This is a genomic window from Hyalangium ruber (assembly GCF_034259325.1).
Taxonomy (GTDB): domain Bacteria; phylum Myxococcota; class Myxococcia; order Myxococcales; family Myxococcaceae; genus Hyalangium_A; species Hyalangium_A rubrum.
Map to the genome: position 1 here is coordinate 291,154 of NZ_JAXIVS010000008.1, position 17,771 is coordinate 308,924.

12 protein-coding genes are annotated in these 17,771 nt (G+C 69.8%); 4 read left to right on the forward strand and 8 right to left on the reverse strand.

Annotated elements, in window-relative coordinates:
* Positions 1-57 precede the first annotated feature (57 nt).
* Positions 58-3,282 carry an AMP-binding protein gene (locus SYV04_RS24185; protein WP_321548234.1) on the reverse strand — a complete coding sequence of 1,075 codons (3,225 nt, stop codon included), beginning with the start codon at positions 3,280-3,282 and terminating at the stop codon, positions 58-60.
* A gap of 206 nt (positions 3,283-3,488) precedes the next feature.
* On the opposite strand from SYV04_RS24185, the gene SYV04_RS24190 reads away from it, so the two are divergent.
* Positions 3,489-4,268 carry an ABC transporter permease gene (locus SYV04_RS24190; protein WP_321548235.1) on the forward strand — a complete coding sequence of 260 codons (780 nt, stop codon included), beginning with the start codon at positions 3,489-3,491 and terminating at the stop codon, positions 4,266-4,268.
* Positions 4,269-4,285: 17 nt separating this feature from the next.
* Here SYV04_RS24190 and SYV04_RS24195 read toward each other — a convergent pair whose 3' ends face one another.
* The 4 genes from SYV04_RS24195 to SYV04_RS24210 all read right to left on the reverse strand — a co-directional run bounded on the left by SYV04_RS24195 (position 4,286) and on the right by SYV04_RS24210 (position 10,917).
* Complete coding sequence (locus SYV04_RS24195; RefSeq protein WP_321548236.1) at positions 4,286-4,732, reverse strand: hypothetical protein; 447 nt, start codon at positions 4,730-4,732, stop codon at positions 4,286-4,288.
* 233 nt (positions 4,733-4,965) lie between these two features.
* A complete protein-coding gene (locus tag SYV04_RS24200; RefSeq protein ID WP_321548237.1) occupies positions 4,966-8,229 on the reverse strand; it encodes an efflux RND transporter permease subunit in 3,264 nt (1,087 codons plus the stop codon).
* Positions 8,222-9,553, reverse strand: a complete 1,332-nt coding sequence (locus tag SYV04_RS24205; RefSeq protein WP_321548238.1) for an efflux RND transporter periplasmic adaptor subunit — start codon at positions 9,551-9,553, stop codon at positions 8,222-8,224. The genes SYV04_RS24200 and SYV04_RS24205 overlap by 8 nt, the downstream gene beginning before the upstream one ends.
* Complete coding sequence (locus SYV04_RS24210; protein ID WP_321548239.1) at positions 9,541-10,917, reverse strand: TolC family protein; 1,377 nt, start codon at positions 10,915-10,917, stop codon at positions 9,541-9,543. Before SYV04_RS24210 ends, SYV04_RS24205 begins: the two co-directional genes overlap by 13 nt.
* A gap of 237 nt (positions 10,918-11,154) precedes the next feature.
* On the opposite strand from SYV04_RS24210, the gene SYV04_RS24215 reads away from it, so the two are divergent.
* From SYV04_RS24215 to SYV04_RS24225, 3 genes are all read left to right on the forward strand, one after another.
* Entirely contained in the window at positions 11,155-11,901 is a 747-nt protein-coding gene (locus SYV04_RS24215) for a hypothetical protein (protein ID WP_321548240.1), read from the forward strand.
* Between the two features lie 170 nt (positions 11,902-12,071).
* Positions 12,072-12,494, forward strand: coding sequence for a toxin-antitoxin system YwqK family antitoxin (locus SYV04_RS24220; RefSeq protein ID WP_321548241.1), 423 nt, complete (start codon positions 12,072-12,074; stop codon positions 12,492-12,494).
* A gap of 57 nt (positions 12,495-12,551) precedes the next feature.
* Positions 12,552-13,619: a S1 family peptidase gene (locus tag SYV04_RS24225; protein WP_321548242.1), complete on the forward strand. Its 1,068-nt coding sequence runs from the start codon at positions 12,552-12,554 to the stop codon at positions 13,617-13,619.
* 44 nt (positions 13,620-13,663) lie between these two features.
* Here the strand turns inward: SYV04_RS24225 and SYV04_RS24230 are convergent, their stop codons facing one another.
* From SYV04_RS24230 to SYV04_RS24240, 3 genes are all read right to left on the reverse strand, one after another.
* The gene (locus SYV04_RS24230) at positions 13,664-14,947 is read right to left on the reverse strand and encodes a CotH kinase family protein (RefSeq protein ID WP_321548243.1); all 1,284 of its coding nucleotides are present in this window, start codon (positions 14,945-14,947) and stop codon (positions 13,664-13,666) included.
* Positions 14,948-15,019: 72 nt separating this feature from the next.
* Entirely contained in the window at positions 15,020-16,336 is a 1,317-nt protein-coding gene (locus SYV04_RS24235; RefSeq protein WP_321548244.1) for an alkaline phosphatase PhoX, read from the reverse strand.
* Between the two features lie 82 nt (positions 16,337-16,418).
* Positions 16,419-17,723: a leucine-rich repeat domain-containing protein gene (locus tag SYV04_RS24240; protein WP_321548245.1), complete on the reverse strand. Its 1,305-nt coding sequence runs from the start codon at positions 17,721-17,723 to the stop codon at positions 16,419-16,421.
* Positions 17,724-17,771 lie beyond the last annotated feature (48 nt).

The window sequence follows — 17,771 nt, forward strand, 5'->3', positions numbered from 1 at the left end:
GCGGGCAGGGGATTGAGGTTCCTGGGGGCGGGGTCTTTCGGAGACCCTGCCCCTTTTTCATCTCGAGCGCTGCGCGGTGGGCACTCGGGCGGGACCGCGCCCCGTGGCCGTGGTGGCCCGGGTGTTGTCCGCGTGCGCGCAGAGCGTGCGCAGCGTCTGCTCGGTCAGCTTCGCCAGCGCGCTCAGCAGGCTCCCGTCCGAGGTGGTGCCGTGCCACAAGAGCTGGACGCGCTCGGCCGAGAGCCGCGCCTCCACGCGCAGCGGCAGGCTGCCCTCGCCCGGCCATGGCCCATCATTGAACATGGCCAGGGTGCGCAGCGTTCCGCGGCTGGAAGGGGCGCCTTCGTCCTCCAGGCGCATGCTGAAGTCCGGCGCCGGCAGGGCCAGGAGCGCGTCGGCCAGGGAGCGATCCGCGCCGTACGCCCGCAGGGCTTCGTAGGCCAACCCTCCCAGCGGCGCATTCGACAGCTCGACGTGGGTGTGCCGCGCCAGCTCTGCCGGCAGGGCCTCCGGCTCGATGGGCAGGAGGACGGGGAACACGTACTGGAGGTTGCCCAGCATGCGCGAGGCGTCCACCTGGTAGCGGCTGGTGACGCGCGCGCTCTGCTCCAGGCGGATCTGGACCGCCGAGCGTCGAGTGTACGTGCCATAGGCGAGCGCGCACGCCGCCAGCAGCAGGGCCTCCCGCGAGACATCGAACAGGGTGGAGGTGCGCTGCAGCGCGGCGGCATTCACCTCCGCCAGGGCGCCGGGCGCGGGAGTCTCCGCCGCGTTGGCCACCGGGGAGGGCTCCGGCGGAAGGGTGGAGGAGCGCGCCAGCCAATGCACGCGTGCCTCCGAAGCGAGCCGAGGCAGCTCCGCCTCGGAGACGAGGTGCTGGACCCACTGCGTCAGCGAGCCGCTCTGGGGCGCCAGCCGGACCCGTCCGCGCAGGCGCGCCTGCTCGCACGCGTCCGCCAGATCCGTGGCCAGGATCCGCCAGGAGGACTCATCCATGAGCGCCGGGTGACACACCGCCAGCAGCCACGGGGCCTTGCGCTGACCCCGATCGCAGAAGACGAACGTCGCCAACGGCCCCGCGCACTGGCCCACCTCGGCGCCCAGCCGCCGGGCCGTGCTTTCCACCTCGGCCCAGGACTCCTCATCCTGCCGGGAGGCGAGCTCGAGCCGCGTCAGCGGGACGGGCACCTTGTCGGGGGTGATGAGCGCGGCCCAGTCCCCCGCGTCCGCCTTCCGGGCGTAGCGCAGGCGCAGCGTCTCGTGGGCCGACCATACCGCGTGGAGCGCCTCGGCGAGGTGGAAGGCCTCGGTGCCCTCGGGCAGCTCGAAGACCCGGCTGGCGCCCATCCTGTTCTGGAGGGCGCGCGCCGGATCATGCACCGCGTACATCGAGGGCGTCAGCGGCACCTGCGCTGGCGCGGGCAACTTCTCGGCCAGCGGCACACTGGGGACTGGCGCCGGAACGGCCACGGGCGAGACGTCCGCCTTCGTGTCCTTCTCCGAGGACTCGTGGGCCCGATCGCTCAGCAGCAGTGGGTACTCGGAGGCCAGGTGCGCCGTGCGCACGGCGCTTCGGGAGACATGCCCCGTGGAGGACCTGGGCAGACTGAAGGCGCGTGCCAGGCAGATCTCCGCCAGCATCACCCCGTGGCGCTGGCCGACATTGCGGCGGATGGCGCGGGTGATTTCGCGGAGCCGGGCCTGCTCGTCCGCGGGCGTGAGCGTGGGGCCCTCGGGAGGGAAGACCTCGGCCACCAGGGTGAGCTGCTCGTCCCGAAGCGGCTTGAGCGCGAAGGCCGCGCAGCTGCCGGGCACCACCGCGGGGTGGCTCGCCGCCGCGTCGAACTCGAGATCATGGAGCCGGAGATCCATCCCCTCCCAGATGACCACGTCCCGGACGCGCCCCGTGAGGTAGAGGTCGCCGCCCACGCAGGCGCCTAGATCGCCCGTGCGCAGGAAGGCCCGCGTGCCGGAGGCGCTGCTGGCCAGCCGCCCTCGGAAGGCCTCCTCGGTGGTGGCCACGCGGCCCCAGTACCCGTCGGCGACGCTCAGGCCCGACAGCCACACCTCGCCGATCTCCTGATCGCCCCGGGGCGCTCGTGTGGAGGGGTTGACGATGAGCACCTGCACGCTCGTCGAGGCGGGACCGCAGCTCACCAGCTTCGTGGCCGCGCCGGGGCGCTCGGTGATGCGCTGCTGGGCCAGCGCGTCCACGGCGACGCCCCGCAGGGTGGGGCCGCCCTCGGACTTGCCGCCGGCGACGAGGTAGGTGCATTCGGCCAGCCCATACACCGGCCGGAAGGCCCGCTGCTGGAAGCCGCGCGGGCCGAAGTGCGCCGAGAAGCGCTCCAGCGTCTCGGCGCGCACCTGCTCGCCGCTGGAGAACGCGATGCGCCAGCGGCTCAGATCGAGCCGGGAGCGCTCGTTCTCGGTGACGGTCCGCACGCACAGCTCATAGGCGAAGTCGGGAGCGCCGCTGATCGTCGCGCCGTGAGCGGACATCGCCTCCAGCCACCGCACCGGCCGCTCGAAGAAGGCCTGGGGCTGCATCAGCACGGAGGAGATGCCGGCATAGAGCGGCTGGAGCACACCTTCGATCAGGCCCAGGCCCTGGTGCGTGGGCAGCCAGAGCAGGATCTTGTCGGTGGCGCAGTGGCCGAAGCCGCGGCGCAGGCCCTCGGCGTTGTCGAGCAGGTTGGCGTGCGTGACGCGCACGCCCTTGGGCGTGCCGTTGTTGCCGGCCGTGTACTGCAACAGCGCCAGCGAGCGCGAGTCCGGCAGCTGCGGCATCCAGTCCAGCGGCATGGCGCGCGGGACGATGGACTCGGCGGCGATCAGCTCGATGTGGCCCGCGAGGGCTGGGGGCTCTCCTCCCACGAGCGCGGCGGCGGCCCCGGAGTCCTGTGCGATGGCGGCCAGCAGCCCCGCGCCCTGGCGCTGCCCTTCGAACAGCGGCGAGGGCACCGGCACGGCGATGGCGCCCGCGTAGAAGCAGCCGAAGAGGCTGGCCAGGTACGTGGGGCCGGGGGGCAGAACGATGAGCACGCGCTGGCCGGACAGGCCGCGCGTCTCCAGCTCGAGGGCGATGGCTCGGGCGCGGCGGTCCACCTCGGCGTAGGTGAGGGTGACGTCGCCGGAGCCGGTGCCTTCCGTGCCCAGGAAGGTGAAAGCCGGGGCCGGGCCCAGCTCCGCCGCACGGCGCCGGAGCACGTCCGCGAAGGTCCGCGCCTCCTTCACCACGGGGCGGGGCCCGCCGCTAGCGGTGTGTGCGTGTTCTTTCACGGCGTCCCGTCACTCACGAACAAGGGCTGGCGGCCCGTGCCTCAGGCCTCGGCTATCGAGGATCCTCCGAAGAAAGGGGAGCTGTCCATCCCTTGGAAACCCAACGGAAAAATCCACTTCGGGTCCGCGCCCCACGCCCGGCTGCCTGCCCCAATGGCGGGGGGAGGCTCGCGGCGGTGCGTGCTCTGGTGTAGGGATAGCGCCGCATGTTTCGCAACTTCCGTGAGATCTACCAGTACCGCAGCCTCCTGCTGAGCCTCACCCAGCGAGAGCTGAAGGCGCGCTACCGCGGCTCCGTCCTCGGGTTCCTGTGGACGTTCCTCAACCCGACGATGCAGATGATCGTCTACTCGCTGATGTTCTCGGTGTGGATGCGGCAGCAGATCGAGGACTACACGTTCTTCGTCTTCGTCGGGCTGCTGCCGTGGATCTGGTTCTCCAGCTCCGTGGGCGCCGGCGCCAGCGCGATCAGCGACCGGCGAGATCTGCTCACCAAGGTGCGCTTCCCAGCGCAGATCCTGCCGGCCACGGTGGTGACCACCAACCTGGTCAACTTCCTGCTGTCGCTGCCGCTGCTGTTCATCCTGGGGACGATCCTGGGCCGGCCGCCGACCTGGCACGTCGTCCTGTTCCCGGTGGTGCTGTTCGTGCAGCTGTGGGTGACGCTGGCGCTGGCCTACCTGTGCTCGGCCATCAACGTGACGTTCCGGGACCTGCAGCAGATCCTCAACAACCTGCTGACGATGTGGTTCTTCGTCACGCCGATCTTCTTCCGGGCCGAGACCATCCCCGAGGCGTTCCGGGAGGTGATGGTGCTGGCCAACCCGATGGCGGTGATGGTCACCTCGTACCAGGCCATCTTCTACGACCACAAGCTGCCCGCCGCGGGCCCGCTGTTGCTGTGGATGGGCATCGCCGCGGTGCTGCTGTGGCTCGCCGCGAACCTCTTCGAGCGCCGCCGCGAGGAGTTCGCCGAGGTCGTCTGAGCCCCGGCGGGCTCAGCTCAGTAGCTCACGCGCATCTTCACCCGGAGGGACTTACCGGCCGCCTGGGCCGGGGGGACCTTCAGCTGCACCGTGAAGCGCGTGCTGTGCCAGAGGCTCGTCGGCAGCTCGAAGCGGACGGGCTGGTTGGGGCGCACGTTCTGGAGCTCGATGCCGCCTCCATCGCTGGACTGGATGGAGCCGGAGATGCGCAGCATCGGATCCTCGGACTCGATCCAGGCGGTGCAGCGCAGGGTGTAGCCCGCGCAGTACTTCTCCACGTGGGAGCTCACCTCGCCCCGGGCGTCGAGCTTCAGCTCGAAGGCCACATCCGCCGAGGCGTCGGCATGGAGCTGGGGAGCGACGAGGCGGCCCGTGCGCCGGGTGTTCACATGCACCTTGGCGGCGGTGTAGAGCGTCTCCGACAGGCGGGCCATCGCGTCATTGAAGGTCAGGGTCGTATCCACGGAACTCCTCCTGCCCTCATGCCCAGAGCAACTCCAGTGCCGTTGGCCGTGGCGGGGATAACCCCTCGGAACTCCAGCACTCGAGCAGGCTCGGTTCATCCGCTCCCCACGCCGTGCGCTGAGCACCGTGGCATTTGGCGACATCCGCGCCGAGGAGGCGAAAAGCCCGTGGAATCAGGCACATGGCGGTCTGCGCCGGGCCCATTGGGGTATTTCGCCACAGCGGGCGCCGCTCAGGGCGCGGTGTGCCGCTGCCCGGGGCGCCACGCAAAGAATGCGTGGAGGCTGACGTAGAGGCACGGCACGACGAAGAGCGTGAGCAGCGTGCCCGCGCTCAGGCCGAAGAGGGTGACGAGCGCCAGCGGACGCAGCAGCTCGGTCCCCTCGCCGAAGCCGAGCGCGAGGGGCACCAGGCCCAGCGTGGCCAGCAGCGTGGTGATGAGGATGGGCCGAAGCCGCATGGGGGCCGCGCGCCGCATGGCCTCCATGCGCGACAGCTCGGCGGACTCCTCGCGCAGCTGGTTGGCGAGCTCCACGAGGATGATGCCGTTGCCGACGATGACGCCCACCAGCAGCACCGCGCCGATGAGCGCCGTGGCTCCGAGCGCCGTGCCCGTCACCACCAGTCCGGCCAGGCCTCCCACCAGCGCGGGCGGGATGGCGAAGAGGATGACGAGGGGATCGACGAGCGAGTCGTACTGCACGGCCATCACGGTGAACACCAGGAAGACGGCCAGCGAGCCGAGCAGCAGCAGCGAGCGCTGCAGGTCCCGGGTGCTCTGGGCGGCGTTGCTCGGCAGCATCGACACGCCGGGCGGCATCTTCACCTCGCCCACGATGCGCTCCATCTCCGCGACCGCGTCGCCCAGGCTGGCCCCTTCGGACAGATCGCCGACGATGATGAACACCTCGCGCTGGTTGATGCGTTGGATCTCTGCGGGGGTGGTGCCTTCGAAGACGCCGGCCACCTCGGAGAGGCGCACGGGTGCCCCTCCCGAGATGACGAGCGGGAGCTGCTCGAGCTGGGAGCGGGTGCGCAGCGCCTCGCGCGCCAGCTTCACGCGCACGTCTACCAGGCGCTCTCCGCGCTGGAGCTGCGTGGCGATGGTGCCCTCGAGCGCCGTCTGCACCGCCTGGCCGATCTGCCCGGAGGACAACCCAAGCAGCCCCGCGCGCTCGGGATCGCGTCGCACCTGTACCTCCGGCTGCACGGGATCGGCGTCCGGGCGGTAGCGGGCGAGCTTGGCCTTCCCGTCGAGCGCCGCGAGCACCTGACGGCCCGCGCTCTCCAGGGCCTCGTCGTCCGTGCCCTGCAGCATCACGTCGATGTCGGCGCGCACCGGGGCGTTGCTGGTGATGAGGCCGCGGATGTTCTCCGGCGAGAGCCGCAGCCGGATGTCCACCAGGTTCAGCTCCGCGAACTGCTTGTTGACGCGGGCGACGAAGTCCTGCGCGTTCGTGCCGGGCTTCAGGGTGATGGTGCTGGAGGCGCGCAGCGGGTTCTCCGTCGTGGCGCTGCCGAAGAGGAAGCCTCCCACGGTGGTGAAGACGTAGGCGGTCTCCTCCTGGCGCCGCAGCAGCGCATCCACCTGCTGCATCAGCCGCCGGCTCTCGGACAGCGGCATCCCCGGTGGGAGCTGGGCGACGAGGCGTGCCTGGCCCGTACCCACGCGCGGGAGGATCTCGGTGGACAGGAAGGGGAGCATGACGGCCGCGGCCACCCCGAGGAGCAGGAACACCCCCGCGAGCACCCAGCGGCGGCGCGTGAGCACCCGCGCCAGCAGTGCCCCGTAGCCCTCGGAGAGGCGCTCCACCCGGGCGCCGAACCAGCGCACCACGCGCAGGCGGGACAGGCCGCTGGTGCGCCGGATCGCCAGCAGCCGAGCCGCCAGCGAGGGCACCACCGTGAGCGCGGTGAGCAGCGAGGCGCCCACCGTGAAGAGCACGGTGAGGATGAGCTCGTTGAAGAGCAGCGACACGAAGCCGCCGATGAGCAGGAAGGGCACCACGGCGACGAGGTTGGTGGTGGTGGAGGCCACCAGGGCGGACTCCAGCTCCGTGCTGCGCTCCTCGGCCAGCGGGATCAGCTCGGAGCCGGGCAGGGGAGCCGCCTCGCCGGTGCCGGAGCCTTCTTCGCGTCGGCGGCGCTCCTCGACGCCCCGGATGATGTTCTCCAGCACGACGATGCAGCTGTCCACCGCGCCGATGCCCACCGCCAGCCCGCCGAGGCTGAAGATGTTGAGCGAGCCGCCCACGAGCGCCAGCAGGCCCACCGACAGCAGCGTCCCCAAGGGGATGGCCAGCACCACGATGAACGTCTGCCGCAGCGAGCCGAGGAAGAGAAGGATCACCACGCCCGCCAGCACGGCGCCCGCCAACCCCGAGAGCGCCACCTCCTCGATGGAGCGGTTGATGAAGACGGACTCGTCCAGGGTGGTGATGAGCACGGCGCCCTCGGGCAGACGCCCACTGCGCCGCATCTCCTCCACCTTCGCCTTCACCCCATCGACCACATCCACGGTGTTGGCGTCCGCCTGCTTCTGCACGCTCACCTTGACCGCGGGCTCGCCATTGAGCGTGACGAAGACGCGCTCGTCCTCGGTGCCATCTACCACGGTGGCGAAGTCCCGCAACAGCACCTGGCGCTGAGGCACCACCGTGGCGGGCACGGGCGCTCCGATGGCGGGAGTGGGCGGGGTGCCGACGAGGAAGGAGAGGCGCTCCAGCTCGGAGGCCTCGCGGAAGCGGCCCACGGTGCGTACGAGCGCCTCGGTGCGCAGTCCCTCCAACCGCCCTGCGGAGATGTCCTGGTTCTCCTGGGCCAGCGCATCGAGGAACTCCAGGAGCCCCAGCCCGGAGGACTGGAGCCGCTGCAGATCCACGTGGACCTGGACCTCTTCGAGCGCGCCGCCCGCCACGTCCACCGCCGCTACACCGGGAGCCACCGCCAGCTCGCGCGCCAGCTCCTCGTCCGCGAAGACGCGCAGCTCCCGACCCGACAGGCCGGGGGAGGTAAGCGCGAACTCCACGACGGGCAGCTGAGCAGGATCCACCTTGGTGATCCGTGGCTGCTCGATCGTGGGAGGCAGGTTGCTCCGGGCGCGGTTGACGGCCGCCGTGGCGTCGTTGAGCGCCTGGTCCACGTCTCCGCCCGGCTGGAAGAACAGGTTCAGGTTGACCCGGCCTTCGCGCGTCTGGGAGTAGACGAGCACCACGCCTTCCGTCGCCGCGAGCGCTTCTTCCAGCGGGCGGGTGATCTCCTCCACCGCCACCTGGGGCGAGACTCCTGGTGCCTCCACGTTCACGCCGATACGCGGGTAGGTGATGGAGGGCAGCAGATCCACCGGCAGGCGCAGGAGGAAGAAGACCCCGAGCACCAGCACGGTGGTCGCGAGCATCAACGTCCCCACCGGACGCCGCACTGCCAGCGCGCTCAGGCCTCTTCTCTTTCCCCGGCGCCCATCGGTGCTCGGCGCCTCGGGGGTGGACTCACTCACGGCCGCCCCCGCCGACGCCCTGGGGGCCACTGTCCGAGAGGGCGCTGGGGCGTACCTCGGTGCCCGACTGCAGCGGCCGCTGGCTCCGGACCACCACGCGCTCACCCTCCTGGAGGCCCGAGAGGATCTCCGCCTGGCCATCCGCGCGCGCGCCCACGCGCACCTCCCGCGCTTCCACCTGAGGGGCGCTTCCCGACTCTCCGCCCTTCACCACGAAGACGCGCCCCTCCGCCGAGGGGGCGGGCTGCCCGCCGTCACCGGGGCCTCCCAGCCCGACGATGAGCGCCGACTCGAGGAGCAGCAGTTGCTCCTGAACGCCATTCTCGAACCGCACGCGCGCCAGCAACCCACTGCCGATGCGGCCCTCGGGGTTCTCCAGCACCACCTCCAGGGGCACCAGTCGGCTCACCGGATCGGCCTGGGGTGACACCCGCGCCACCGTGCCTGTGAAGGACGTGTCGCCGAAGGCATCGATCCGCACGGGGACCTTCTGGCCGGGCTTCACGCGCGACAGCTCCAGCTCGGACACCGAGACTGCTACCTCCACTTGGGAGAAGTCCCCCACGCGCAACACCTCGGCCCCGGCCAGGACGACGTCTCCTGGCGAGTGGAAGCGCGCCATGACTCGTCCGGAGAGCGGAGAGCGCAGGGTGGCGAACGAGCGACGCTCCTTCGCCGCCGCGAGCAGCGCCTCCTGCGCGCGGATCCGGGATTGGGCCGCCGTCGCGAGGCTCTGCTGTGTGAGCACCTGCTGGCTGGCGGCCTGGACCGCTTGCTGCGCGGTGCGAGCCGCCGTGGCGCGCTGCTCCGCCTCCTGGCGGCTGGAGATGCCTCGTTCGGCCAGACTCTCATAGCGCCGGGCCTCTACCTCCGCCTGCGCGGCTGCCAGCCGGGATTGCTCGAGTGCGCTCTTCGCTTGGGCCACTCCAGCCTCGGCGCTCGCGGCCTCCGCGCGGGCCCCGGCAAGCGCCGCCTCGGCCTCGTGTACCGCCGCGTCGAGGAGCGTCGGATCCTGCCGGCCCAACTCCTGGTCCGTCGAGACGGAGTCCCCCACATCCACCGTGAGCGTCTCCAGGTGCCCCTCCACCCGCGCGCGCACCGCCACCTCCTGCACTGGCTGGGTCGTACCCACCAGCGTGAGCGGCGCGCGCAGCCGCCCGCGCTGCACCTCCTTCACATCCACGGCCACGGCGCCGTTGCCCGCGTCCGGGGCGCCCTTCTGCGAGCCCTCCTCCCCACGGGAACACGCCCCGTGCGTCAGCAGGAGCATGAGCCCCACGGCGAAGGGACCACGAGAGAGGAACCCATCCATCACAGCGCGCATGCGGCCTCCGCCATCAACGCCTCCACCCGTGCCTGCACCAGCTCCAACTCGCGCAGGACCAGGGTGCGCTCCGCCTCGCGCAACTCCACGGCGCTCTGCACCAGCTCGAGGCTGGTGCCCACGCCCTCCCGAAATGCCTCTCGGGTGAGGACCTCCGTTTGGGACGCGGCTTCCCGGGAGCGCTCCGCCGCCCGCCGCAAGGCCTCCGCCAGCGCCACGCCCCGGCGCGCCTGGGACAGCTCCAGCTCCAGCGCCCGCCGCACGGACTCGAGGCGCTGCTCGGCCAGGGAGAGGTTTGCCCGCTCCGCGCGCACCGTAGCCCCGCGTGCCCCGCCATCCCAGAGCGGGAGTTCCAGGAGCGCGACGATGTTCCACGAGTTCACGCGCGCGAAGCCCGGATCCACGGTGATGGCCGTCACCGTGCTCTGCAGCCCGAGCGCGGGGACGAATTCGGTGCGCGCGCCACCCACCGAGCTCTCGGCGGCTTGCACCTCCTGCTGTGCGGCCACGAGGTCCGAGCGGGGCGTGCCCCAGAGGGGATGGCACAGCGTGGCGAGGCTGTCTCGCAGCCCCTCCAGACGGAAGCCCGAAGCGAGCCCCACTTCGGTGTTGGCACCGAGCGCCAGCCCCAGCCCCTCGCGCGCGCGGCGCAAGGACTCCACGCTGGAGAGCAGCTCGGCGTGGGTGACCTCCAGATCCCTGGCGGTCCGGAGCGTGTCCAGCTTGCGGCCGACGCCCAGCCGCTCGGACTCCAGGGTGAGCTGGTGTCGCGCCTGGGCCAGCGCGAGCGCCGCGCGGTTGATCTCCACGGCCCGCTCGGCGGAGACGATCGCCACCAGGCTTCGAGCGAACTCGCGCAGCACCCGCCGCCAGGTGTCTTGAGCCGAGGCCTCGGCCGCGCGCTCACGAGAGCGGGCGGCGGACAGCCGGTACCAGGCTGGCACATCAATCACCGACTGGGTGGCGCTGGCGCGCAGGGAGAGCAGGGGAGAGGTGGGCCTGGGGCCCTCATCGTCACCCCCCACGGGGATGGAACCCCCACCATCCACGGTGAGCGAGCCTTGCCCCGCGAGGCGCTCTTGCGCCGAGGCCGTGGCACTCACGTTCGGTAACAGCGGCGAGAGCGCCAGCCGCGCCTGGGCTCCGGCCAGCTCGAGCTGGCTGAGCGCGAGCAGCACCTCCACCGAGCGTGCCCGGAGCCGTGCCAGGGCCTCCTCCCAGGTGGTGAGCACCACTTGGGGCGCGGGCGGCGTCATCAACTCCAGGGCGGGCTCGTGCGCGTCTGCCGCAGCGGGACTCGCGCTCGCTTCGAGCGAGGGAGGTGCTGCGGCGAGCAGGAGGAGGAGGACTGGGAGCGTATGCACGGGCGGTACAGCTTCGGATAGGGCGCCCCGAGGACTCCGACACGGCGGATTCCGCGCGAAGACGTGTCCGCGTGCGCTATCCGACGCTTGGATTGGCCGCTGGCGTACGGAAGGGACGCCGGAGCCAGGGTGCTGACCGCTCTGTCCGGCCCAGAATTTTCGGATTGACCTTGGCTGGTGGGTTTTCCCATTATCTCGACGTTTAAGAAATCCCCCGACCCCCGAAGCGAGAGTGCGATGAAGAGGCTCGTCCTGTGCGCAGTGATGGTAGCGATGGCGGTGGGCTGTTCGAGCGAGCCCGCGGAGCAGGTGAACGAGGCGGAAGGCTTCACACTCCACCAGCACGACGCGACCACGCTCGAGGCGACCTACCGTTCGGGCGGCGAGTCCGTCCACGCGCTGGTGACCGAGGTCGCCCCCAACGTGGTGGAGGTGACCTACGACTTCGGGGATCCGGTCATTGGCTTTCGCGTCGACTACAACCAGGGCGTGGGCAACTTCACGCCGAGTGGCAAGGCGCTGGATGCGGCGCAGGCGCGACTGATCGATCCGCTGTTCGCGGAGATCTCGAAGGTGGTGCCGCAGGAGGACACGCAGCGCACGCGCATCGAGGACGTGGCGGTGCGGCAGACGAGCTTCCTGCAGATCGTCCCGGTGGGCGAGCTGCTCACGCCGTACTCGTACGTCTCGGAGCGCGGCTGGGTGCATATCTCCTGCACGTGCGGCAACCAGTACATCGGCTCTGGCTACTATCGCCAGGCGGGCCGGGGCTGTGGTTGCAATGGAGGCTCGGGCAATGGCTGCAAGGGCCGCTGCGGTCAGGGCTGCGGCATCACCAGCACCCCGGCGTGCGTGGGCACGACGGCGTACACGCAGGACTGCGCCAAGCACGACTACGGCCTCGGGAGCTTCGCCGCGGCCTCGGATGACTACTCGTTCGCGGGCAACAACTGCAGCTGCAGTGGGGTTGGCACCTGCTCCTGACACCTCTTCGCAACGCGCTCGTCGCGCTCGCCATCTTTGCGGGCGCGGCGCTCGGGTGCAGTCGGGCTTCCAGCGGGTGTCCCGAGGGGACGCGGCTGCAAGGCCGCGCGCCACCAGAGGGGACGCTGCAATGGTGCGCGAAGCCTGACGGCCAGAAGCACGGCCGCTGGGTGGAGTGGCACTCCAATGGCAGGGTGAAGATGGAAGGGGCCTACGTCGACGGCAAGATGGAAGGCCGCTGGGTGAGCTCCTTCGACACTGGCGTGAAGCAGTGGGAGGGCGAGTACCGGGGCGGCCTCAAGCAAGGCCTGTGGACCCTCTACTACGAGGAAGGACAGAAGAACCGCGAGGAGGTCCACGCCGCCGGTGCGAGCGAGGTGCAGTGGACCGCGTGGCGCTCCGACGGGAAGAAGTGGGCCGAAGGGACGCTGCTCGAGCACCGTGCGCAGGGCCCCTACTCTGAATGGCACCCGAACGGGACGCTCGCCGTGCAGGGCCACTACGCGAATGGCGAGAAGGCCGGCGATTGGAAGTACTGGGACATCGAGGGCAAGCCATCGGCGGGCCCGCAGGGTGACTTCTCGAGGGACTGAGCCCGTGGTGGATTGCGCGAGCACGGGCGAGCAGACGTGAGGCGCTGGCCTGCCCTCGTGCTGCTCCTCGTGGCGATGGGCGCGTGCGGCGTATCGCCCGAGCCTGCGCTCACGATGGAGCGGCAAGCCGTGATTGGAGGCGTGCTCGAACTTGGCTTTCCGGCTGTGGGGGCGATCGTCCCTGTGTCGCCGATCTGCGGCGAGCCGGTCGAGGCTTCGCGGGTCATCTGCACGGGGACGTTGATTGCGCCGCGAATCGTTCTGACCGCGGCGCATTGCGTGGAGAACGCCGACGCCCCGCAGGTGCTCTCGGTGGTGTTCGCGCCCGAGTCCGCACAGGCAGTTGCCCGCGAGCGCGTGCGTGCCGTCGAGGGGCGACTGCACCCCGCTTGGCGCGCTGGAGAGAATGACATCGGAGTACTGATTCTCGCGGAGGATGCGCCCGTGGCACCCGTGCCGTTGGACGGGGCAGCACTGTCGGCGGACATCGTGGGACAGGCCACACGGGTGGTGGGCTTCGGCATCGATGAGCAGGGCAGGACGGGCAGCCGGCGCAGTGGCACGGCTCGGGTGACAGCGGTCGCTGCGGGGACCTTTTCCCTTGGGGCCGCGCCCGGGATGAGCTGCGGCGGTGACAGTGGGGGACCCGTGTTCCTCGAAGTCGATGGTGTCGAGCGAATCGTCGGCGTCACTTCGTTCGGAGACCTCGTTTGCACGACGGGCACCAACACGCGTATCGACGTCCATGCGGCGTTCATTCAGGCGATCCTCGATGAAGTCGCTCAGGCGCCACCCACAAGGCCACCGCTCAATCCATCGGGGGATGCATGTACGGCGCGTTGCGAGGGCCACGCGGATTGCCCCCTCGGGATGGCGTGTGTCACCCAACCCGAAGGGGAGAAGAGCTGCGCGGTGGCGGGCCTCGAGGCGGGTCGATTCGGAGTGAGCTGCACCGGTCCTGACGGAGATCGGCTGTGCGTGAGGGCAGGTGAAGCCTGCCGGCTGTGGCTACCCTGTATCGAGGAAGACGGAGGTGGGTGCTCAGTAACGGGGGGCAGCAGTGGCGCGATGTTGACGTTCGCCGCGCTGCTCGCGCTGGCAGTAGGCTTGCGCCGCCTCAGGTGACCAGCCCGTTCGGAGGGCGACCGCCATTCCCAAGCGAGCATTGTTCAGGGGAGTTGGTGCTCCAACCGCTGCCACCGCGCCCGGACCCATTGACGCAGGTACTCTACCTCCTCGTCGTGGGTGGTGAAGTCAGCGCGGCTGTTCCACCGCCAGAAGTCCCGGTAGTCCTGACCCCAACGGGCCTCATCTCGCTGCGCCGCGGGGGCAAGCTCGCGCGCGTATTGGTCGATGAGTTCCAACACCGCCTCCGCGGACAGCTCGCCTTGGAGCAAGGCGCGGTAACGCTCACGCATCGGCTCGGCGATGGATGGGTCGGCCAGCATCCTCGCGAAGAGGAGATTGCGGTCCGCGAAGTCGGAGAAGTTCTCCGGCGCGCTTCGCCGGGTGGTCCAGTCCTGGCCGAAGCTGGTATCGAGATCCCAGGGGATGAAGCGCCACGGTCCGTCCGCTCCAGGGGGGCGGTAGTGATAGGCGTTCTTCGCCACCGAGTCGTTCGCGTCGATCAGCGTCGCGAAGATCCACCAGTCCTCGTAGTCGCGCTCGTCCATCCGCGAGATGCGCTCTTTCCGAAACGTCTCCGCGTCCGCATCGGCCACGAATGCAGTGAACGCGAGGATGCTCGCGTAGGCCTCGGGCCCGGTCTTGGGCTGGCCTTCCTTCTTCTCGAAGCCGTCCATGGGAGAGGCCTTGAGCGCACCCTCCGCGGTGTGGCGTGAGAAGTTGGCCTCGGCACCAACGGCCTTGAAGAGGTCCCCTTCCACGTCCAGCCCTTGCGCCGCCAAGAGCTCCCCGTCCACGTGGTCCGCGACCGTGTACAGGCCCCAGTACTCCCCATTCAGATAGAGGACCGCGCTCGCGGTCTTCACTTGGAGGTGGTCCGGCGACATGCGATTCCACAGCGAGAAGGCGAGCCGCGACCTCAAATACGAGTTGTCATTGAAGGGGCTGATCAGCACCAGCTTGCGCCGGTCGGTGAATCCGTCAGCGAGGAGCGGATCATCGAACAGCTCGTGGGGAGGGAAGCTGAGGGTGTAGCTGTTCTTGGGAAAGGCGCGGGAGGTGTGCCCTCGGATCTTCGCCTCCACCGGATAGCAGCGGCCCCGGTACAGGAGCCGCGCTTGTCGCTCACCGTCCTCTTCCGGCAGGGAGGGGGCGAAGAAGAGGTGGAAGATCGGCAGTCCATCTTCCTCGGCGAGGAGGGTGGACCCGAGCTCCTCGCAACCTGGAAAGGCGTCACCCCGTCCGGTCACGGCATGGCATGCGGCAAGCACCCCGCAGGCCATCCCCATCAGCAGCCAGCTCCCGATGCGCCGGCCCCACCGCCCCATAGCTCCTCCCGGCTGTGGAATGTAGCCATCGGCGGAAGAGGCGACAGCCCCCCTTTGGGGTCGGCGCGGGCTCTACAGTGCCGTACTTGTGTACTCCTGAAAGGGGCCGGTGATCGCCAGGGTGAGGCCATTGCTCTGCATGTTGACGAACAAAGCGCGCCCATCCGGGGAGAAGCACACGCCCGCGAACTCGCCACTCGAGCCCAGCGCGTTGCGCGCCAGGTTTCTCACCGTTCCCGAAGGGCTCAGGACTCGCAGGAACTCATCGGGCCAGCGAGGGTTGTCTCCGTCCTCGGCCATCACCACACCGCCCCATGGAGCGACGCAGATGTTGTCCGGCATGTCGAGCCGGCCGCGTTCCGCCGCCTGCGCCATCAGCTCCAGCGTACCGCCCTGGGGGCCCGTGGGCCGGTAGCGCCAGATCTGCCCGCCGGCTTTCGGGCCGCCCGTGGTGGCGCAGAAGAGGACGGCGCCCCCGTGGAAGAAGAGGCCCTCGCCCCGTCGAAAGAGGGCAGCCCCTTGCTCGGCGCCTTGCTGCCGGAGGGAGTCATCCTCCGCGTTTGGCTTCGGCAGATCCACCCACTCCACCGGGAAGGTGTCCCCTGTCTTCACCTGCGCGTTCATGTCCCTTCGGAGCTCGGCCTCGATGCGCAGGGCCTGCAGCCGCCCGCGCGACTCCGGGCTCAGGCGAACGCCAGGCGTCTCGGGTACGAAGCGGTAGAAGCAGCTGTCGTCGCGATCCTCGGTGAGGTACGTGACGAAGGTCTCTGGATCCACCACGGCGGCCTCGTGGTTCATCTTCCCAAGACAGGGGAGGGGCACCGGGGCCCGAAGGCTGCTGGCGGACGGGTCGCACAGGAAGACGTAGCCATGGCCCGGGGAGAGACTCTCCTCACAGGAGAGCCAGCCCCAGGGCGAGGTGCCGCCAGCGCAGTTCCGCATACTGCCCGTGAGCACGAGGTTGCTGGAGAGCCGGGTCAAGGTGGAGGCGTCCAAGACCACGCGCGTGACTCCTCCCGGGCTGAGGTCCTCCGGACGGTACGCCGGGGATGGCGGCGGCTGTCCCTCGGAGTAGGGGCCCAGCGCGTCCTGCCCGGGCTCCAGCTCGTGGTTGCGCATCAACACCAGGGTGTTGCTGCCGGGGGGGCCCGCGAAGCAGCCCATGCCATCCGGTTTCCCGGGGACGCGGAAACCGTCATCCATCGGGTCGCCCTGACGCTCGAGGACGCGGTAGCTGAAGCCTTCGGGCAGGTCCAGGAGGCTCGCGGGGTCCGGCGTGAGTCCTTCGGTGGACTCGGACGGGGCGCAGCGGCCCAGCAGGAAGGGGAGCGCGAGGGAGGCGCCTGCGCGCAGCAGCGTGCGGCGGCGCAGGAGGAGGTGGGGATTCATGGCCCGAGAGGATCGCCCAGGGCAATGCCGTGGATGAACGAGCGGGCGCTCAGGGGCCTGGAGCCCATCCCGGAAGGCGCCATCAGGGTTCGTAGCTCTCGCCAAAGCGGGCCTGGAGCGCGGCGCGCCCCTTCTTTCCGATGGGATTGTCCGCGAGGTAGAGGCTGTCGAGCGAACGGAGGTGCTGGGACTCGGCCAGCGCAAGCGCCCCAGCATCGGTGATGCCGTTCCCCGCAAGGGACAGGGCGGTCAGGTTGTTCAATGCGGAGGACCGGGCGATGGCGATAGCCCCCTCGTCCCCGAGCTGATTGGCGAAGTCGGGTTCCAAGGTGTTCAGACTCAGGTCTTTCAGGCGGGGTGCGAGCGGAGAAGCCAGCAATGGGGCGAAGGTGGAGGCGGTGAGGCGGTTGTCGCCAAGCTCGAGGCGCTCCAACTGCACCCAGTGTTGCGCTCGGCTCAGCGCGGTGATGGCCCGCTTGGGATCATCGGGGAAGGCGCCCTCGAGGGAGAGCGCCTGCAGCGACGCGAGCGAAGGTTCGGTGGCGACGAGCTCCACGCCGCGCTTGCCCAGCTTCTCGTAACAGAGGCCGAGCTCTCGCAGTCCCGCACTGAAAGGGGCTCGGACCAGATGTGCGGCACCGGTGGCCGTGAGCCCGAGCCCGTTCAGATGGAGTTGGACCAGACTCTTCAGGCCTTCGCACCGCGCGAGCCGCTCCGCCTGCGCGTCGAAGTCGCCGACGGTCTCGGGGCGGCCGACGGAGGGGTCCAGCCGCAGGCTGCAAAAGTGCCGGAGCCGAGGCCAGTTGAAGAAGGACTCGGGCAGGGTGAAGGGCGTGTCGAGATCCAGGTCCACGTCGAGGGACAGCCCAAGGAAGGGCTGGATGCCGAAGTCCACCTGGAGTCCCATCGGAGGAACTTCCGGGTAGCAGGCGGCAATCTCCGCTGCGAGCGCCTCCTTCTCCTCTTCGTGGCTGGCAGGGAGTGGAGCGTCGGGAGGAAGCTGCCACTCGAGCAGTTCGATCACGAGCAACCGAGTGAGCTGCTCCCAGGGCGCTCCCCGCCCCTGCGAGTAAAGGGCATGGAGCGCTCGGGCGCTCTCCTCTCCGCCCACCAGGAAGGCGGCCTCGTGCATTTTCTGGAAGAAGCCCTTGGGGAGCGAGGCGTCGGACATGGTGGGCGCATCATAGGCGGCCATGCTCGGAGACGGGGGCTTGCCTGGCGGGTCAAGGGAAGCGGTGGGAGCAGGGTGTGCCCACCACGTGGCATTCGAGTAGGGGTCCCAGCACTCCGCGCGATACATCGAGTCACTGCAGCGGAAGTACTCCGTGTGTTCAGCCGGACCGAAGCCGAACAGATCCTGGACCACCACGCCGTCTACGAAGGTCACTTTGCGCTGGGAACCTTAGGTGGACGCGTCGTAGTTCTTGATCTGCTG

Bases quoted from the DNA above. Each gene is read 5' to 3' on its own strand.
- SYV04_RS24190 (WP_321548235.1), top strand. From the start codon at position 3,489: ATGTTTCGCAACTTCCGTGAGATCTACCAGTACCGCAGCCTCCTGCTG.
- SYV04_RS24205 (WP_321548238.1), bottom strand. From the start codon at position 9,553: ATGCGCGCTGTGATGGATGGGTTCCTCTCTCGTGGTCCCTTCGCCGTG.
- SYV04_RS24215 (WP_321548240.1), top strand. From the start codon at position 11,155: ATGAAGAGGCTCGTCCTGTGCGCAGTGATGGTAGCGATGGCGGTGGGC.
- SYV04_RS24230 (WP_321548243.1), bottom strand. From the start codon at position 14,947: ATGGGGCGGTGGGGCCGGCGCATCGGGAGCTGGCTGCTGATGGGGATG.
- SYV04_RS24235 (WP_321548244.1), bottom strand. From the start codon at position 16,336: ATGAATCCCCACCTCCTCCTGCGCCGCCGCACGCTGCTGCGCGCAGGC.